The sequence below is a fragment of the Elusimicrobiota bacterium genome (assembly GCA_028718185.1).
Classification (GTDB): Bacteria; Elusimicrobiota; UBA8919; order UBA8919; family UBA8919; genus JAQUMH01.
In genome coordinates this window covers 202,143-220,288 of record JAQUMH010000003.1, presented here as the reverse complement: position 1 = coordinate 220,288, position 18,146 = coordinate 202,143, and the positions used below count along the sequence as shown (strand labels likewise).

The 18,146-nt window shown below is 35.6% G+C and carries 19 protein-coding genes; all 19 read right to left on the bottom strand.

From position 1 onward, the window contains the following. Positions 1 to 5: 5 nt before the first annotated feature. Positions 6 to 662, bottom strand: coding sequence for a class I SAM-dependent methyltransferase (locus PHE88_06600; protein ID MDD5687483.1), 657 nt, complete (start codon positions 660 to 662; stop codon positions 6 to 8). Between the two features lie 2 nt (positions 663 to 664). Further along, the gene (locus PHE88_06595; GenBank protein ID MDD5687482.1) at positions 665 to 1,612 is read right to left on the bottom strand and encodes an aldo/keto reductase; all 948 of its coding nucleotides are present in this window, start codon (positions 1,610 to 1,612) and stop codon (positions 665 to 667) included. Between the two features lies 1 nt (position 1,613). Continuing rightward, positions 1,614 to 2,426 carry an SDR family oxidoreductase gene (locus PHE88_06590; protein ID MDD5687481.1) on the bottom strand — a complete coding sequence of 271 codons (813 nt, stop codon included), beginning with the start codon at positions 2,424 to 2,426 and terminating at the stop codon, positions 1,614 to 1,616. A 6-nt stretch (positions 2,427 to 2,432) separates the two neighbouring features. After that, positions 2,433 to 3,434, bottom strand: a complete 1,002-nt coding sequence (locus tag PHE88_06585) for a hypothetical protein (GenBank protein ID MDD5687480.1) — start codon at positions 3,432 to 3,434, stop codon at positions 2,433 to 2,435. Further along, positions 3,434 to 5,209 carry a thiamine pyrophosphate-binding protein gene (locus tag PHE88_06580; protein MDD5687479.1) on the bottom strand — a complete coding sequence of 592 codons (1,776 nt, stop codon included), beginning with the start codon at positions 5,207 to 5,209 and terminating at the stop codon, positions 3,434 to 3,436. Before PHE88_06580 ends, PHE88_06585 begins: the two co-directional genes overlap by 1 nt. A gap of 12 nt (positions 5,210 to 5,221) precedes the next feature. Next, positions 5,222 to 6,088, bottom strand: a complete 867-nt coding sequence (locus PHE88_06575) for an FkbM family methyltransferase (protein MDD5687478.1) — start codon at positions 6,086 to 6,088, stop codon at positions 5,222 to 5,224. A 28-nt stretch (positions 6,089 to 6,116) separates the two neighbouring features. Beyond that, positions 6,117 to 6,896 (bottom strand): SDR family oxidoreductase, encoded by a 780-nt coding sequence (locus tag PHE88_06570; GenBank protein ID MDD5687477.1) that lies wholly within the window; start codon positions 6,894 to 6,896, stop codon positions 6,117 to 6,119. A 28-nt stretch (positions 6,897 to 6,924) separates the two neighbouring features. Then, positions 6,925 to 7,986 carry an alpha-ketoacid dehydrogenase subunit beta gene (locus PHE88_06565; protein MDD5687476.1) on the bottom strand — a complete coding sequence of 354 codons (1,062 nt, stop codon included), beginning with the start codon at positions 7,984 to 7,986 and terminating at the stop codon, positions 6,925 to 6,927. Positions 7,987 to 7,993: 7 nt separating this feature from the next. Then, positions 7,994 to 8,965, bottom strand: a complete 972-nt coding sequence (locus tag PHE88_06560) for a thiamine pyrophosphate-dependent dehydrogenase E1 component subunit alpha (GenBank protein ID MDD5687475.1) — start codon at positions 8,963 to 8,965, stop codon at positions 7,994 to 7,996. Positions 8,966 to 8,996: 31 nt separating this feature from the next. Beyond that, positions 8,997 to 9,938, bottom strand: a complete 942-nt coding sequence (locus PHE88_06555; protein ID MDD5687474.1) for an SDR family oxidoreductase — start codon at positions 9,936 to 9,938, stop codon at positions 8,997 to 8,999. Between the two features lie 74 nt (positions 9,939 to 10,012). Further along, positions 10,013 to 11,554 (bottom strand): PfkB family carbohydrate kinase, encoded by a 1,542-nt coding sequence (locus PHE88_06550; GenBank protein MDD5687473.1) that lies wholly within the window; start codon positions 11,552 to 11,554, stop codon positions 10,013 to 10,015. Between the two features lie 38 nt (positions 11,555 to 11,592). Next, positions 11,593 to 12,594, bottom strand: a complete 1,002-nt coding sequence (locus tag PHE88_06545) for a GDP-mannose 4,6-dehydratase (GenBank protein MDD5687472.1) — start codon at positions 12,592 to 12,594, stop codon at positions 11,593 to 11,595. A gap of 68 nt (positions 12,595 to 12,662) precedes the next feature. Further along, positions 12,663 to 13,250 (bottom strand): SIS domain-containing protein, encoded by a 588-nt coding sequence (locus PHE88_06540; GenBank protein ID MDD5687471.1) that lies wholly within the window; start codon positions 13,248 to 13,250, stop codon positions 12,663 to 12,665. 120 nt (positions 13,251 to 13,370) lie between these two features. Continuing rightward, positions 13,371 to 14,213, bottom strand: a complete 843-nt coding sequence (locus PHE88_06535) for a Wzz/FepE/Etk N-terminal domain-containing protein (GenBank protein MDD5687470.1) — start codon at positions 14,211 to 14,213, stop codon at positions 13,371 to 13,373. A gap of 17 nt (positions 14,214 to 14,230) precedes the next feature. After that, positions 14,231 to 14,983 (bottom strand): C1 family peptidase, encoded by a 753-nt coding sequence (locus PHE88_06530; GenBank protein ID MDD5687469.1) that lies wholly within the window; start codon positions 14,981 to 14,983, stop codon positions 14,231 to 14,233. A 14-nt stretch (positions 14,984 to 14,997) separates the two neighbouring features. Next, the gene (locus tag PHE88_06525; GenBank protein MDD5687468.1) at positions 14,998 to 15,804 is read right to left on the bottom strand and encodes a Wzz/FepE/Etk N-terminal domain-containing protein; all 807 of its coding nucleotides are present in this window, start codon (positions 15,802 to 15,804) and stop codon (positions 14,998 to 15,000) included. 52 nt (positions 15,805 to 15,856) lie between these two features. Next, the gene (locus tag PHE88_06520) at positions 15,857 to 16,474 is read right to left on the bottom strand and encodes an acyltransferase (GenBank protein MDD5687467.1); all 618 of its coding nucleotides are present in this window, start codon (positions 16,472 to 16,474) and stop codon (positions 15,857 to 15,859) included. A 51-nt stretch (positions 16,475 to 16,525) separates the two neighbouring features. Continuing rightward, positions 16,526 to 17,671 (bottom strand): DegT/DnrJ/EryC1/StrS family aminotransferase, encoded by a 1,146-nt coding sequence (locus tag PHE88_06515; protein MDD5687466.1) that lies wholly within the window; start codon positions 17,669 to 17,671, stop codon positions 16,526 to 16,528. 53 nt (positions 17,672 to 17,724) lie between these two features. Beyond that, entirely contained in the window at positions 17,725 to 18,099 is a 375-nt protein-coding gene (locus tag PHE88_06510) for a GxxExxY protein (GenBank protein MDD5687465.1), read from the bottom strand. Between the last annotated feature and the right edge of the window lie 47 nt (positions 18,100 to 18,146).

Here is an 18,146-nt window from a genome sequence, read left to right as displayed (position 1 = left end):
TCCTGTTAATCCGCAATAAACCACCAATAATCGCCTGTATATTCAACTTCATTAAACAGTTTTTTCCAATCATTAACATGCATCATTGTTTCTGCAGTTAAAACCCATTTAAAAAGATTTTCTTTTTCAAGATCATTATGCCATGCATCGATTGTGATGTAACTATTTCCCCGACAGACACGTTGTATCTCCCGCAAAGCAACTTTAAGACGTTCTATAGGAAGATTATGGATTGAATTAATAGAAACCACCAGGTCAAAAGATTTATCAGGATATGGTAATTTTTCAGCATTGGCTATTTTTAGGAAAGGTTTAACTGAAGCCATGGCATTAGATATTGCGTAATCACTGACATCAATTCCTGCTATAGTCGACTCAGGTATCAACTCTTTAAAATCATGAAGCATAAATCCTTTACCGCATCCTATATCCAGGATAGAAACATTGTCTTTAAGATTGTAATATTCTTTCATGTTTTTCACAACTGATTTCCACCGCCCGTCATATTTATATCCGCCATAACCACACCTTCTGTCACCGTCAAAAAAATCTTTACCAAATTGCTTGGCAATATTGACGATTTCAGGAGTTTTTTCCGCCATGCGTTTATCGTAATCACGTTTGATTTTCGGATAAGTTCCTAATAGATTTATTTCAGCCATAACTATTTCTCCTTTTTAAAACCACACATGATATTATCAATCTCTGCAAGTTCTGTATTTGACAATTTCCAGTCAATAGCATTCAGGTTACCCTCTAATTGCGCGACATTTCGTATACCGATAAGCACACTTGAAATCTCTTCCCTGCACAACAGCCAAGCAAGAGCTAAACTATTAACATTTCTTTTCCTGCATTCAGAGAATTGGATAAGCTTTTCGACAGTATCTAAGACGCTCTTTGTAATATCGGCTTTAATGCTTGCGCTTTTTATAGCTCTTGAGTTTAAGGGAATATCTTGGTTTAATCTATATTTTCCACTCAAAATCCCCCGCGCTAAAGCGCCGTAAACAATTAATCCTACATTTTCTTTTTTACATATCGGCAGTATATCATTTTCTATGTCACGCTTTAATAGATTGTAGGAGTTTTGGGCCGAAGAAAATGAATCATAACTTAATGTACGAGCTAATTGCAAAGAATGCTCCAATTGCTCGCCGGAATAATTAGAAGTACCTATATATAAAACCTTGCCTTCTTTAATCAACAGGTGTAACGCCTCTAATGTTTCATTCAAGGGTGTATCATAATCAAAATGGTGCATCTGGTAAAGATCAATATAGTCCGTATTCAACCTTTTTAGGCTTCCTTCCACATTAGAAAGAATATATTTCTTTCTCCCTATCCCTCTGGAAGTTCCTGTACTGGTAACCCCCACTTTAGTAGCAATAATACATTTTTTCCTGCAGTGACGTATAGCTGCGCCGATGAATTCCTCTGAGAGCCCATCACTATAAACATCTGCTGTATCAATAAAATTTATCCCGTTATCAAAAGCTGTTTTTATTATCGTTTCAGTTTCCTTTATATCACAAAAATGACCGAATATATTTCCTCCGAGACCTAAGCAGGAAACTTCTAAATTAGAACTACCTAATGTTCTGTATTCCATTTTATTTTTTCTTCACATTAAACCCGTACAATAGAGTGCTCTGTTCCTGTAATGTTGCCCCGCCGTCTACTACAAGACAATGGCCTGAAATAAAATCCGTATCGGGCATACAAAGAAACAATACAGCATTAGATATATCGTCAGATTTTCCCACGTGCCTTACAGGATGACAGAATTCCGCAACCTCGCGATAATAAAGATTATCCGCGTTTCTATAACGGGATTGATGTTCATCCTGCACTATAAATCCTGGTAATACGGCATTAACACGAATTCCATAACCGCCTGCTTTTACCGCCAGGTAATGTGTCATCTGCACCATTCCTGCTTTTGCGATATGATATACCGCTGACTCATGACAAACCAATAAAGCTCCGATAGAGGCTATGTTTACAATATTACCTCCGCCGGTCTTGGACATTGAACGGATTGCTTCCTGAGCGGCAAAAAAAGCAGCTTTCAGAGTCACCGATATACCCTGTTCCCAGCTATCTTCTGTTTCTTCCAAAAAACTTGTCTTTTTTGCTCCGGAACGGGCATTATTAATCAAAATATCTATTCTGCCCCATTTTTCAACAACTTGCTGAATCATGCCCCTAGCTGCTCCTTTTCGAGCCAAATCTGCGTACAAAAATTCCGCTGTTATTCCAAGTTTGCATAATTCATCTTTTGCGCTTTTGCCGTTGCGCTTATCTATATCGCAAATAATAACCGTTGCCTCTTCGCGACCAAACGCACGGGCTATATTTTTACCTATCCCGCGACACCCACCCGTAATAACCGTCACCTTATCTGAAAATCTCTTTTTTTTCATATTTAACTATTCCTGTTCTATAAACTGCTTTCCCCAATTTTCATGATTGACACCATTATAAATACAAGTAAACTCTGCCATTAAAATTTCTTCTGTTTCAAACTTTCTTAAAATTTTTTGAAACTGGCCGGCAAATAAAAATTTATCGGCGCTACCAAGTTCCGACAACATCTCCTGATTATGATGGCCAGGATTTTTAAAAACAACATAGGGAGCTTCGTTAAACAAAGCCATAGCGCAAGGTCCGCTGGCCATACCCATAAAAGCAAATGATACCTGAACTAAAGCTAAATCCCTAGACAGATTACTGTCAAAATACCTGGACACCAAAACATTCGGCAAACCGGTCATCCTATCATCTATTTTTTCATCGCCGATAAGTATAAACTTAGCTCCATAGTTACGATAACAGGAATTAAAAAAATTCAGCCAAACATCAAAATCTGCATTACTGCGATTAGCCATCTCATTTGGTTTATTTTTTAAATGAACTGCTATAGGCATATCTGAACCCACATGATCTTTAATAAAGCTTATCGCCCATTTTAAAGACTGATCTTCGCAGGAAAGTCGCGGTATAAAACCGTACTTTTTAAAATAATCCTGAATATAAAGTGTACTTCCATAAATATACTTTAACCCTTGTCTTTCATTGAACAAAGGCCAGGTGTAATATAAGTTAGAATCAATAAGATTTTGAAGCCCTTCTGATGTGGAAGACACATAAAATTTATCTATGCCTTTCATATTTACAATCGCGGATAAAAACGGTGAAAAGGTAGTTAACTTCTTATCCAGCAATACTACCGAATCCTTTCCTGGAAAAATCTTATCAGGGAACTTTAAGCCCGGGATATCACCTACGATACATATATCGGCAAAGCCTATTTTATTGATAATACATCGGGTTTGCAATTCCTCAATCAAAATCAACATACCGCCCAAACTTAAAGGTGATATATTCAAATCCCAGATACCTAAAACCCGACTTTTATCGTCTTTAAACATTAATTAAGGGACTCCTTAGCCGGTTTTATAATCATATTTTCAAAAAATTCTTTTCTATTTAACAATGGTTCTGAATCTTCGTTTGGCCTGCCGAACTTGACTTGAGGAATAACCCGGTATTTTCCTGCAATTTCAATATTACAAAAAACCGGCCCGTTGCAATTAATTACATCTTTCAATCTTCCAGGTAATTCGGCATTTTTAGTGATATTAACTGTTCTAAAACCATAAGCTTCAGCAACCTTAATGAAATCCGGGAAAGCCAATCCTCCATCCACGGTTGAAGCTAAATATTGGGAATCCATCCATTGATCTTGTGTTTGCTGAATCATCAAATAACCATGATTATTAATCAGAATTATTTTAATGGGAAGTTTATGCCTTATTACAGTTGCTAATTCCTGGATATTCATCTGCAAACTGCCGTCTCCTGTCACACAAATAATCTGTTTACTGTCTAAAGCAAAACTTGCTCCAATACTCGCAGGAAGCGCCCATCCCATTGCCGTGTTATTCCAATCATGATACAACCTTTGCCTTGTTTTAAAATCAAATGCTTGCATCATCCATGCCAATGAACACCCTGTATCAATAAAAATCACTTCTCCCTCTTTAGCAACCTTGGATAAAGATTTTACAAACACATATGGATTAACTTCCTCAGTGTCATAATATTCTCGTGGACAAATTGGATATTTATTTTTCCATGACATAATTCTTTCCAGCCATTTACTTATATTGCTATTCTTATATTTAGATAATTTCCGGCTGATAGAACTAATAAAATCTGCTGCATCAGCATTTACAAGAACATCAATATCTAATCCATATTTTTTAAACTTATTAAGTTCATTTTCGTCAATATCAACTACTATTTTCTTAGATTCTCTAGCAAAAGTATCTGCCGGACTACCGGTCGCTTTTGTATCCAGACGTGTGCCAATAGCTAATATCAAGTCAGCATTTTGAACTGCAAAGTTAGCATATCTAGTACCATGTGTACCAAAAGTCCCTATCAGCAAAGGATTGTCAGCCGGTAATATATCAGCAACCGCCCAAGTCGGGGCAACCGGAAATCCCAAGGTTTTTATCATTTTTAAGACCTCTGCATCGGTCTTTGCAAAACGCACACCCCACCCTAAAATCAGGATTGGTCTTTTAGCATTTTTAATCAATTCAATACAAGTATTGAGTGTTTTATCTTTTATTTTTAACTCTTGCTGCTCAGGTACAAAATGTTCTAATGTATCAGGATTAATCTGTTCTCTCTGAATATTATCAGGTATATCTATTAAAACCGGACCCGGTCTGCCTGATTTTGCCAGAAAACAAGCCTTTTCAATCTCATATCCGATCTTTTTGGGGTCATTAATCTGTACAGAATATTTTGTAATTGGCTTACATATATTAACAATATCTGTTTCTTGAAAACCAATTTGTCTTACACCTGTTCCTTCTTTTGAGCGGAATGTAGATACTTGACCTGTAATATATATTACAGGTACAGAATCATAGTAGGCGCAACATATCCCGGTAATTAAATTTGTTGCACCCGGACCACTTGTAGTAACCGCTGCACCTAAATTCCTGGTTACCCGTGCATATCCGTCTGCAGCCATAGCACCTGCCTGTTCATGCTGAGGACATATAAATGTTATTCCGGGAGTTTTTTCAATTGAATGTATTAAATGTAAAGATGCTCCTCCGGATACGACAAAAACGTGACGGATTCCTTTTTTAACCAAAAAGTCAATTATATAATCAGATAATTTCATCTTAAAATTCGATTACCAAGGCATCTGTTTTTTAGAGCTAATAAAGAGAGTGCCTTCCTTGTAACCGGTAGGCATTTCCCTAAAATGATTAACCTTCTGCCAATTGTTTTTTTGCGAAAATAAATTTATCTTTAAAGCTTTGAAGTAATCAAAGATATCGCGGGCATTGAACTTACTTTCTACTTCAACTAAAGCATCGGTCGTAGCCCAATCTGTTTTTTTTGTAGACAAAAGAATTTCTTTTTCATGTCCTTCAGCATCAATCTTAATTAAATCCGCCCAGCTTAAAAGTTCGGAGATAGCCTGGACATTAACCGAAAACTTATCCATCTTACCATATGTATTTCTTTTAGAGCCGGCCAGATGGCTACTGGTTGTGTTACCTAATACTCGTATAAATTCCATTTTCCCGGACTTACTGGAGACCGCACAATTAAATGCTTTTACACTTACACAACTATTTAGCGAGAGATTTTTTTGCAGGACATCAAAATGCCGCGGGTCAGGCTCAAAGGCCTTGACCTTATATCCGCATTTGTTCAATATAATCGAATGTAAACCTATGTTTGCACCAATATCAACTACATTTTTATATCGCTTGCGATTTAACCAGTAGAAGCTGAATATAATAAGTTCATCTATACCAAACAAATCAAGTGAATCAATAGCCCCCATTTTAAAATATGGAAACGCGATACCACCAAATGGGCCAAATCCCTTAATCTGCGCCCGCGAAGAATTAAATAAATTTTCCACCTCTTCTCTGATCGTATTTTTTAATAACCCGTATAGTCCGGTGCTTGGAGCATGGTAATTATGGATGCAGGGTAAAACCAGGATAATTTCTTTAAGCATTGAATCTGAATTAGTTACTTTCATAGAATTTTTAGCCTCCCGATAAATCAAATTAGTGTCCAAAATAACTCCTTCCCTGGCCTCCGTCAATGGGTACTATTGACCCTATAAAAAACGAGGCCTCTTCAGAACATAAAAATGTAATTGCATTTCCTATTTCATCCGGCGTGCCAAATCGACGAATTGCCATGCGTTCCGCCAGATATTTTTGAGCATGTTTTGGGCGTTTTTTAAGCGCTATATCCCAATATCCGTTGTCTGTCAAAATAGCACCCGGCAATACAGCTGTTACAACAATACCATCGGGCGCCAAAACACGTCCAATGCTTCTTGTATAAGCAGTCAGAGCAGCTTTTATTGAGCAATAAGTAACTGGACCGTGATTTTCCATCGAAGATATAGAAGAGATATTGATAATCCTTCCCCATTTTTTCTTGCGCATGGACGGAATAAGCAAAAGATTTAATTCTATCGCTATCTCCATATTAAAACGCCAGACTTTTCGCCATTCTTCTATGGAACAAAAAGGATCCGTAACATCAAGGGTTCCTCCTATATTATGAATAATTATATCAATTGGCCAAAAATTCGATTTCTTTAACCTGTCTACAAGTTTGGCAGGTGCATTTTTCTGCACTAAATCCATACCTATTCCGAAATGCCCGGAACCAGCGCCTCCTATCTCTTTTACCAGAGATTTAATATCAGAAATAGTGCGTGAAACAGCAAATATATTAGCACCTTCTCTTGCCAAACATAAAGACGCAGAACGGCCAATACCGCGGCCGGCACCTGTAACTAATGCCTTTTTCCCTTTAAGGCCGAAATCCATATTTCAATACCTCCATATTTTTTCGCAGTCAGAATGGTCCAGTAAATGTTTTATCCGGGATATCCATTGGGACATTACGATTTATGTCTGATTCTTCATGTGGTAACACAGAAAAACCTAACATCTTTCTTGTTGTATTAACTATATCTTCCGCACGCTTATAATAATTCTTTGCCAGAGCCGGGCTTGTCGGTGTCGGACAATCCGGAAGAGCGATACGCACGGGCGCCTGTTTAAGCGAGCTGAAACATTCCATACTGACTCGAGCAATGATTTCGCTTGCAACTGAAAAACTTCCAAATCCGGTATCTAAAGCCAACAACTTCCCTGTTTTTTTAACTGAACTCATAACCATATTCCAATCTATAGGAGCAATTGAACGAAGGTCGATTAAATCACAGGAAATACCTTGCTTACCTAACAATTCTACTGCACGCAGTGCCTCTATGGTCATATAAGACAGCGATATTATTGTTATATCATCACCTGTTTTAAGTTTATGAGCTTTACCTATCGGAATACGGAAATCTCCTTCAGGGACTTCCCCAACAAGATTGTGCAACCACCTGTGTTCTATAAAAATTACAGGATTATTGTCAAATATACTTGATAACAACAACCCTTTTGCATCTGCAGCGGTAGCCGGCATAACCACTTTAAGCCCTGGTATATGAGCAAACCACGATTGAAAACTCTGTGAATGTGTAGGACCCTGTCCCCAACCTCTGCCTACTAGAAGCCTTATCGTTATAGGAATAGACAGTTTACCTCCGAACATATAATGCCATTTGGCGGCGTTGTTTACTAGCTGGTCCATCGCAAGGAGAAAAAAATCAAGTCTTTGGTGTGTCATTACCGGCCTTATACCATTTAGTGACGCACCAATAGCTACCCCAGTCATGGCATTTTCTGCGGTTGGCATATCAAAAACTCTTTCGGGTCCAAATTTTTCCTTTAGACCAAGTGTCGTTCCGAATATTCCCTTAGGGTCATCTACTCCTAATCCGTAACATATCACGGATTTATCCATCTCCATTGCCTGGACCATCGCTTCATTTATCGCTTTCGCGTAAGTAATTTTATTGGCCATATCTTTTCTAAGCGTAGATATCCGTTAGTGCACTTTCCAGATTAGGGAAAGGCGATTTTTCCGCAAATTCAAACGCCTTTTCAATTTCTTTTTGTATTTCAGATTGCATTTCATCTATTTCATTTTGTGTAATATATTTTTCTTTAAACATATAAGATTCCATTGCACTAATAGGATCTTTCTCTTTCCACGAAAGATATTCTTCCTGTGTCCTGTAGCCAAGGTCATTATCAAAATTATGCCCGCAGTGTTCCCGCCAACGATATGTCTTAAACTCGAAAAACATCGGGCCACCGCCATCTCTTATAGAAACAACTGCAGTATTTACTTTATCATAAACATCCACTACGTTGTTGCCATCACCATGTTCGCTCCGACACCCTATACCACTAACCATTTTATATATTGCCCTGTTCTCCGGCTGCCTTACTTTTAACGGCGAATAAACGGAATAAAAATTATTCTCACAGATGAACAGTACCGGCAGATTTTTAAGAACAGCAAAGTTTACAGATTCATAGAATACGCCTTCTTCGATAGATCCATCACCAAAAAATACGCAACTTACCTGATTTGTTTTTTTAAGTTTTATTGAAAGTGCAAGCCCGACACCTACCGGTATTGTTCCGCCTACAATAGCTGTGCTTCCCATAAAACCTACGGAAGTATCTATCAAATGCATCGAGCCGCCCTTACCGGATGAACAACCGTCTGACTTGCCGTATATTTCAGCGATCATTCTGTTCAGGTCACCACCTTTTGCCAGATAATGACCGTGCGCCCTGTGGCTACTTACGGCAAAATCGTCTTTTCGCAACACCTGCCCGACAGCTGCCGCTACGGCTTCTTGTCCCGAACAAAGGTGCGTTGGACAACGCATCTTCCATTCGGAATAACGACTTGCAATAGTTTCTTCAACCGCGCGTATTCTCTTCATCTTCTGCAATAATTCTATAAGTATCTGTGTATTTTCTTTCATAATATTAAGGACAAAATAATTTTGTCAAGTCCTATAGATTAGTTAATTTTTTCATCGTTTTTATATTATACCATCTGTCTTCATTTTTAAGATTACCTGCTTTAAATTCCTGGACAATCTCTTTTATCGCTTCATCAACGCTGTGTTTTTGCTTAAATCCCGTATCAAGCAATTTCTTTGAACAAAGCCTATAAGACCGGGGGTCATTTGATTCACTAACAACAATTTCCGCGGGTATGTAGGTAACAACTTTCTTCGCTATATCTAAAATAGATATGTTTTCAAAACCGGCGTTATAGATACCTTCTATTTTATTTCCCATTTTGAGCAAATATAAATATACGGCGACCATATCTTTAATATGTATATTTGGACGTACCTGATTTCCCCCGAAAACCGTAATCTTACCGTTAGATAAAGCCTGGATAGTCAGCATATTTACAGAAAGGTCTAATCTCATTCTCGGAGAATAACCGCAAACCGTAGCAGGTCTTACACACTGGACCAGAATTTTATCTTTATAACTCATAAGCACCCTTTCACTAATCATTTTTGTTTTATTATAATCGGTAATCGGAACCAGGGAAAGATCTTCTGTCACTTCCGGCTCTTCTTTGACCCCATAAACGCTTCCGGAGCTGGCATATATAAATTGTTTTACTTTATTATTAATAGCACTCTCAACCAGTTGCATAGTTGCCAAAACATTTACCTCCCAGCTAAGTTTAGAATCCAACTCACTGCAGGGGTCGTTGGCTACATTAGCTAAATGGATAACAGCATCAATACCTTTCATAGGTATTTTTTCAACATTGCGTACATCTTCTTTAATGATCCTCAGATTTTTATGCTCTTTAAGATAGTTGCCAAACCACATTATATCTACTACGGTAATATGATGGCCTTCATCCAGAAGAGTCTTTGTAAGAACTGTTCCAACATAACCACAACCACCCAATAGAAGTATGTTCATATATTTCTCCCGTATAAATTGTGTAATGTGTTTTGTGTGATGAGTGATGAAATAATCATATCTTTTAACAACAATTAAAAACTAAGTAAAGTCATCCCACTTTTTAAAAACTTATCCTTTTTTATTGAATCGGAATTGCCGATAATACGAACTGCTTGTGCCCCTGCTATCTGCCCCATGAAAGTAGCCAAGTCTATTGACAAACCTTTTGCGGATGACAAAGAGGCTACGGAACAAAAAGCATCTCCTGCGCCGACGGTATCAACTATAGATTTCTCAAAAGGCATACATTCACATTCCGGTTCCCCTTTCTTAATACCAATCGTATCTGTGGCACCGCGGGTTAGCCAGCAATAACTAGCAGAAAATTTATGCTGCAACTTTTTTAATTCTTCAGTAAAATTTATATTACGCCGGCCACAAGCCAAAGTTAACTCTGTCTCATCTAAAGAGAAAGAATCTGCACGACGATATTGCTTGTCAATTATATTGAACCCGTGATTATAACTATTTGTCTGACAATTAAGGGCAAGAAAAGGCGCCTTCTCCTGAACGAGTTCGCGGATACGCTCCTGCATGAGCCCATGGCCAAAGTCCATTACCATAATCAAATCGTAATCTTTTATACAACCATTGATCAGGTTATAAATCAAAACTTGAATTTTTTCGCTTAAATACTGTTCATTTATCACATTAATAGCGAATAGTTTGGATAATTCTTTCCCTTCAGAAAGCGGCTCAACAAAACGCTGTTTTACGACAGTAATAAAATCAGGACTACGGATTATTTCATCTTCATCATAACTTATATATTTGGCTAAAGCCGGCTCTACCCATTCCTCCGTGCCAACCAAGCTGATAAACTTAATATTAGACGTAAATTGTTTCACATGGCGGAAAACTGCCAAAGCACCGCCCGCCTGTGTTTCTTCGGATAAAAATCTTGCAGAAATAATGCGATTCTTTGAAGTAAGACCCTGCACTTTAACGGAAGAGTACCGGTCAAATATTACGTCCCCGATAATTAAAACTTTTAAATCCTTAAAACTTTCTACTATTTCCCTGAATTTGTTCGGCGTGTATTTTGCAGCCAACTTCTTACAAAATTCTTTCATTTTAGGCGGGTGAACTTCAAAATGACTATTCAGCAATTTTGTCGAACTAAATACAACTGAACCCACATAATGCACCCGTCCACCCAATCGTTCTACCATTTTAATGTCATCGTAGATATTTCCGGTTACATCAATTTTTGGATTTTCATATTCTTTACCTTTACAATATATATGCGGCTGGACACATTCTATCGCTTCACAAGCGGTAGGAAAAGGAACTACCACTACATAATCAACACATTCTAAAGATGACAGATATTTGACCCTGAGTTCATCATTGAAATATGGACGGCCCGGACCCTTATTCACATTTTTTGCTGCAGTAACAGTTACTACTAATATATCACCCAAAGCTTTAGCTTCTTCAAAATGAATAATATGACCCGGGTGAAGAAGATCAAATGTTCCGTGACATTGGACAATTTTCTTACCTTCGCTTTTAAGTTTAGCAAAAATACGCCCGGCATTGCTAAACGGAATGTTTTTCTTACCTGTAAGCATAATTTACTCCCTTAAATTGCTGCAACTTTAAATAATTATTATTCTTTATGAATATATTCTAACGGTTGTTTTTTTAACTCTTTATAATTATTATCTACCCAATCTATAGTTTCACATATGCCATCTTCTAAACTGATACAATCTTTCCATCCCAGTTCCTGATGTAATTTAGTACTATCTAAAATATATGCAGCATCTTTACCCGGCCGCTCATCAACAACATCAACAATATCATTAAATTTAACACTCATCATTTTACATATCATTTCAACTAATTGCCGGATTGATATATGAACATCAGTTGATATATGATAACTGTCTCCTAAAATTCCTTTTCGAGCAATCCTAAGAGTAGCATCTGCGACATCCCTAATGTGGATAAATGATCGCACTGAATGTCCCCCGCCATGAAGAGGAATTTTCTTTTTAAGCTTTATATAAAGAATCGCACGCGGGATAATCCTATAAAGTTGTTGTCCGGGACCATAAACATTTGCAGCACGAGTAAAAACTACTGGAAATTCATATTGTTTGAAAAAAGTGTTAAGATGTAAATCACAGGCAGCCCTTGATGCTGCATACGGCGTACTGGGATTAAAAGGATTTGACTCGGTTACCTTACCACTGCAACTACCATATACTTCCGGTGTAGAAACATGGACATATTTCTTTATAAAATCAAAATGTCTTATCTTATCATGTAATTTAACATTTCCTACTACATTTGTCTGATACCAATGTTCCGGATGTTCCCAACTCTGGGCAACCATACTCTGCGCAGCAAAATTTATAATGTAATCCGGACGAAACTGACGAACAGTTTCAGTTATGGCATCAGTATCACGATTAATATCAAGTTGTTTAAATTTAAATGCGTCGTTAAGTTTATCAACATTATTCCATTTATATGGTAAAAATGCATAGATTAGTTCTTTTGACCGGCTAATACCTAATACCTGAAGTCCCTTGGATATACAGTGTGCTATAAAACTTGATCCGGAAAAAGAATTACTACCAATTACAACAATTTTTTCAGCCATCACTCTAACTCCCAATACCTATTAATTCATCTATTGTGCTATTCAATATATAAATACTTACTTTAAATTTATTTCCTTTTATATTTACGTTCCAAGAGAATCATATCAAGTATACTATGGCATATAGCCTGATGTATAATTTCTACGTAACCATATGAAGGAGAAGGCACATAAAAATTTATATCCCCTAAAGAACAGAGGGGATTTTTTTTATTAAATCCCGATAATGTAATTATATTGAGTTTTTTTGAACACGCCATTTTCACTCCTCTAATTATATTCTCAGATTTACCGGAACTACTAATCGCAAATAAAACATCCCCTTTATCCGCAAACATCTCTATCGGTTTTTCAAATACATATCTATAACCAAAATCATTACTAACACAAGTTAATAGAGAACTATCATTAAAAGCAAGCGATTGAATTCCGCCATTTTTCCAGAAATCAGTAGACATATGACTTGAGATGGAAGCACTTGCACCGTTACCGATAAAAAACAACTTACCGCCTTTATCAGATTGTCTTTTAATGACATTACAGACAACTTCGATACCCTTAAAAAAGCCTAATTTATTTCTTCTACTATTTGTAACTCTAACAGAATCAAATAATACTGAAAGTTCATTGTAATACTTTTCTATAAATCGCTCCATAAATCACCTTCCTAATTTTGAGAAATATTAATAAAATCCAATAACTTATATTTTTCAACTAACAATTCCTGTCACGATTAATAAGTTAATTTTTTATGCAGTAACTTATTATCAATATTTTTATATTGGATATTTTTTGAAAAATTCAATAATAAACGCTAAAACTAAGGCTAAAAATAATCCAGAAAAAGTATAATTAATAGCTGTAATTAATTTTGAGGGACCACTTTTTAAAATCGGTAAAGTAGGCTCAGCAACAACTGAAGCAGTCTTTGTAAAATATTTCATATCCATCTCTTTTGATTTTATTCTTGCTTCAAGGTCCAACTGCCTTTTTAACGCATTTTCCTTCAATTGAATCAAACCCTGGAACACATATCCCTGCCCTTGTGTACTCGCACTCTCTTTTTGATAAAGTGTTTTGTCAATTTTTTCAAGTTCAGCTTTAACCGATAAAAATTGTTCTTTCAAGTTAGTCATTTCATTTTCAGAAATTTCCAACGCGTTTTTTGCTAACTTTTCTTGTCTTTTTAATATCATTGAGATAAGAATATCTGTTAATTTTTTTGCTTCTTCAGGTGTACTTCCTTTACCTATTATCTGCATATAACCCAATTTGTCCATAATCTTGAATCTAAAAGAAAGGGCATATGCTTCTTTTTCTTTCATACCAAGCTCAGATGCAATCTCTTTTAAATATGGATTTAACGGATTCTTGAAAAAGAATTCTGCGATTTGTACGGTTTCTACTGCCACATTGTTGATTTTTGCCGGCTCAATAATTGCAGTTGACTCGTATGTAACAGGCAGAAAAGTAAAGGAGTATATTATAGCAATAACTGCACATACCGCAGTAAATCCTACAACCAATCTAAATCTTTTCTTAATTATCTTTAGACAGTCAATAAATATCTTTATAAAATCAATTTCCTTCTCTTCCATTACTCCTCCTTTTCTATCCATCTATTCTTTCATATTCTTTATTTTCTTATTGTCCAGAAATCGTCAGATAAATCACGGGATTCCAAATATTGATACGGCATTGTAAAATAACCTTTTATACCCCACTCAATACCCCACGAATTCCTGACTATGAATCTTTTTAATTTTTCATCGTATCCCACCGACACAACAGCATGCCCTCCTAACATATGTTCTTTTCCATCAGGTAAATTTGCAATACCCGTGCGAACGACCTCTTGTGTCTGAAAACTCTCATATACGGCAAATCCAAAAACAAAAGGAAAACCGTCTGCTAAACATACTTTCATCTCATCTATAGTATTCATTCTGTGATATGAAGTTATACAATGTTTTTTAGCCGACTGATATGTTTTAAGAGAAGGTTTTTTTGTAAAATTATTTATTTTGTAAGGCCATGTAGTTTCAGAACAAGAACCCCATTTTACCAACGATTTTATTCCATCTCTTAACATAGCACCTGAATCTTCATTAACTGTATCTCGTAATAATCTTTCATTATAGTAAATAAATAATCTGCTCTGGTCAATATAACCATTCCCGTCTCGCACATCTAAAAATTCCAAATTACCTACCAAAGCATTTGCAGTACAACTTCCTAATTGTCCCTGGTCTTCAATAGAAGAACATTTTTTTCTTAAGTCAACTTTGACTGGTAATGTTTTTGGAACTTTCATTACCCTTGAATAAAGAAAATCTCTATTATCAGGAATATCAGGTATCCACCCATATTTCCTTTTATTATTATTCATATAACATTTATCACTTATAGCGGCTCTTTTTCAAAATATTCAATTGCGAATACAATAAAAATAGAAAATATAAAGAATAGACTTGTTATAACATAAATTGTTCTTGTTTTTTCTGATGAAACACTTATTCTTGGGAGAGATGCTTCTGCTACTATAGTTGCAGATTTTGTATAGTATTTCAATTCCATTTCTTTTTGCCTTAATCTTTCATACAATTGTGTTTGCCTTGTTAAAGCACTTTCCTTTGACTGAATCAATGCTTGATATATATATGATTGTGCCAGAACATCTGTCATTTCTTTTCTTAATATTTTTTTATTCAATTGTTCAAGATCATTTTTAATAAATATATTTTGTTCATTTAAATTGTTTATTTCTTCATTAATAATTTTCAGGGCATCCTTCATTAAATCATCCTGCCTTTTCAAAATCAACGAACAAATCAAATCAGCTAATTTTTTTGCATTTTCCGGTGTATTGCCTTTAGCTTCTACTGATATATAATCCAATTTATTTTTTATAAAAAACCGATTAGCGAGATTATATGCTTTTTTCTCTTGTATATCCATTTTTGCCGCGATATCTTTTAGATATGGATTTAATGGATTTTTCAATAACAATTCTAAGGAATCTGCAGTTTCAACAGGTACTTTTTGAATCTTTGCCGGTTCAATTAAGGCAACTGTTTCATAAATTTTTGGGGTGATTAACACATATAACACAGAAAGCATAATACCAGTAACAGTAATATATACAATCAGTTTCCACCTCTTTTTTAATATTCTTAAATAATGCCTAAAATCAATTTCTTGCTCTTCCATAATTTCATCCCCTTTGAAAATCTTTGCTTGCCAAGGGCAAAATCTTTACATTTTAATATGGTAAATTTTCTATTTTATTAATATGTTTAGCCGGATTGCCTGCCACGACCACACCGTCTGGTACATTTTTAGTTACAACACTTCCTGCACCAATAAGAGTATGTGCACCGACAATTATACCGGGAAGTAAGGTGCTATTTGCACCAACTATCGCATGTTTTTTAATATATGCTCCTTTCAATTCTTTTTTAACATTTGGAGATTTTGGATATTTGGCATTAGTGAAAACTACGTTCGGTCCTATCCAACATTCGTCTTCAAGCACTGTAAATTCAGGTATAAATACTTGAGTGTGAATTCTTACTCCACTTCCAATTTGGATATGATGTTCAATTACAGATAAAGTACCTATACTCACGTTATCGCCTATTTTATTTAGTTCTCTTATGTTAGCTTTATTCCCTGTCTGGAAATTGTTTCCAATTTTATTACCGGCATAAATAACAGTGTGTGACCGGATTACTGCATTATCACCAATAACTGTTTCTAATTCACCTGTTTTAAAACCCTTTGGCGGTACTCCAATTATTGCGAATTCTTCTACAATGCAGTCCTTTCCTAATTTTACTTTGGGATAAATAATGGATTTTTTATTTATTTTATTTATCATTGATTAATCCAATCTTTTAACTGGCTTGCCAAGGGCAAGCGACTACTTTGTTTAAACTTTTTCTTTTATTTTAGTAACTATGTAATTAATCTTTTCATCATCTAATTCAGGATACATTGGGAGCGAAAGAGTTTCATCCTGTGCTTTTTCTGATATAGGGAAATCGCCTTTTTTATATCCTAGGTTTTTATATACTTCCTGCAAGTGAAGTGATTGGGGATAATAAATCTGGCAAGCTACTTCGTTTTCTGACAAATGCTTTTTTACTTTATCTCTTGTTGCTTTATCTTTAAAACGTATATTATAATAATTAAACGAATGCCTGCAATTTTTAGATACCATTGGCACAATTGCTACTTCTTTAAGTGCATTATTATATTTTTGAGCGATTTCATTCCTCATTTCTGTCCATTTTTCAATATATTTTAGCTTAACCGAGAGAATTGCCGCCTGGATTGTATCGAGACGTGAATTAAACCCATTAATTTCAGTTAAATATTTTTCACGCTGGCCATGATTTCTTAGCATTAATATATTTGTGTAGATTTTTTCGTTATTTGTAATAACCATACCACCATCCCCAAAACATCCTAAATTCTTAGCTGGAAAAAAACTGAAACAACCGGCATCACCTTGAGAACCAGCAAGTGGGAAGCCCTCCACTAAACCCTTGGCGGGCAAGTGGGAAGTGGGAAGTGTAGATTTTGCTGAAAATGATTGAGCGCAATCTTCTATAACTTTCAAATTATATTTTTTTGCAATTTTTAAAATTTCTTCCATATTGCACGGATGCCCGTACAAATGAACAGGTAAAATTGCTTTTGTCTTTTTTGTTATTTTCTTTTCTATTTCTTTCGGATTAATAGTATAAGTTTCTAAATCAATATCAGCAAAAACAGGTATTCCGCCTGCCTGAACAATTGCCTCACTGGTTGCTATAAATGTAAATGGTGTTGTAATTATTTCATCACCTTTATTTATACCACAGGCAAGTACCGCAATTTTTAACGCGTCCGTCCCATTGGCTACACCTGCTGCATACTTTACACCGCAATATTTTGCGAATTCACCTTCAAATCTTTTCACTTCTTCACCTAAAATAAAGTTTGTTTTATCCAGAATATTTTTTATCGCACTATCAATTTCGTCTTTGATGCTTAAATAATTTACTTTTAAATCAACCATTTGTATCTTCATATAAATACCCCTGAACTGACACGGAACTAAAACACAGAACAGACACAGAATTTTCAATAAACCCTACGAAGTATTTGTATTCCATTGGAAGCACCAAAGTTTATTAAAAATCCAAGTTTATAATTTGAACATTTAAGATAGTACCAAAATTGTTTAATATCTTCTTGTGTTATCACTGGCTTTACTTTTAATTCTATCATAATTTTGTCTTCAACAACTAAATCCGGAACATATGTCCCAACTTTCTTACCATCAAAATATACAGAAACTCTCTTTTCCTTTTCTACAATCAACTTTTTATTTATAATGCCATTATAACAAGCATTTTGATATATTTTTTCCTTATGCCTATTTCTAAATTTCTTATAAATATCAAATGCTATACCACGAATAATATAAGACTCATGTTCATATAAAAGCTTACTCATATTTCCGTGTCAGTTCGGTGTCTAGTCCTATTTCTGTTCCGCGTTCC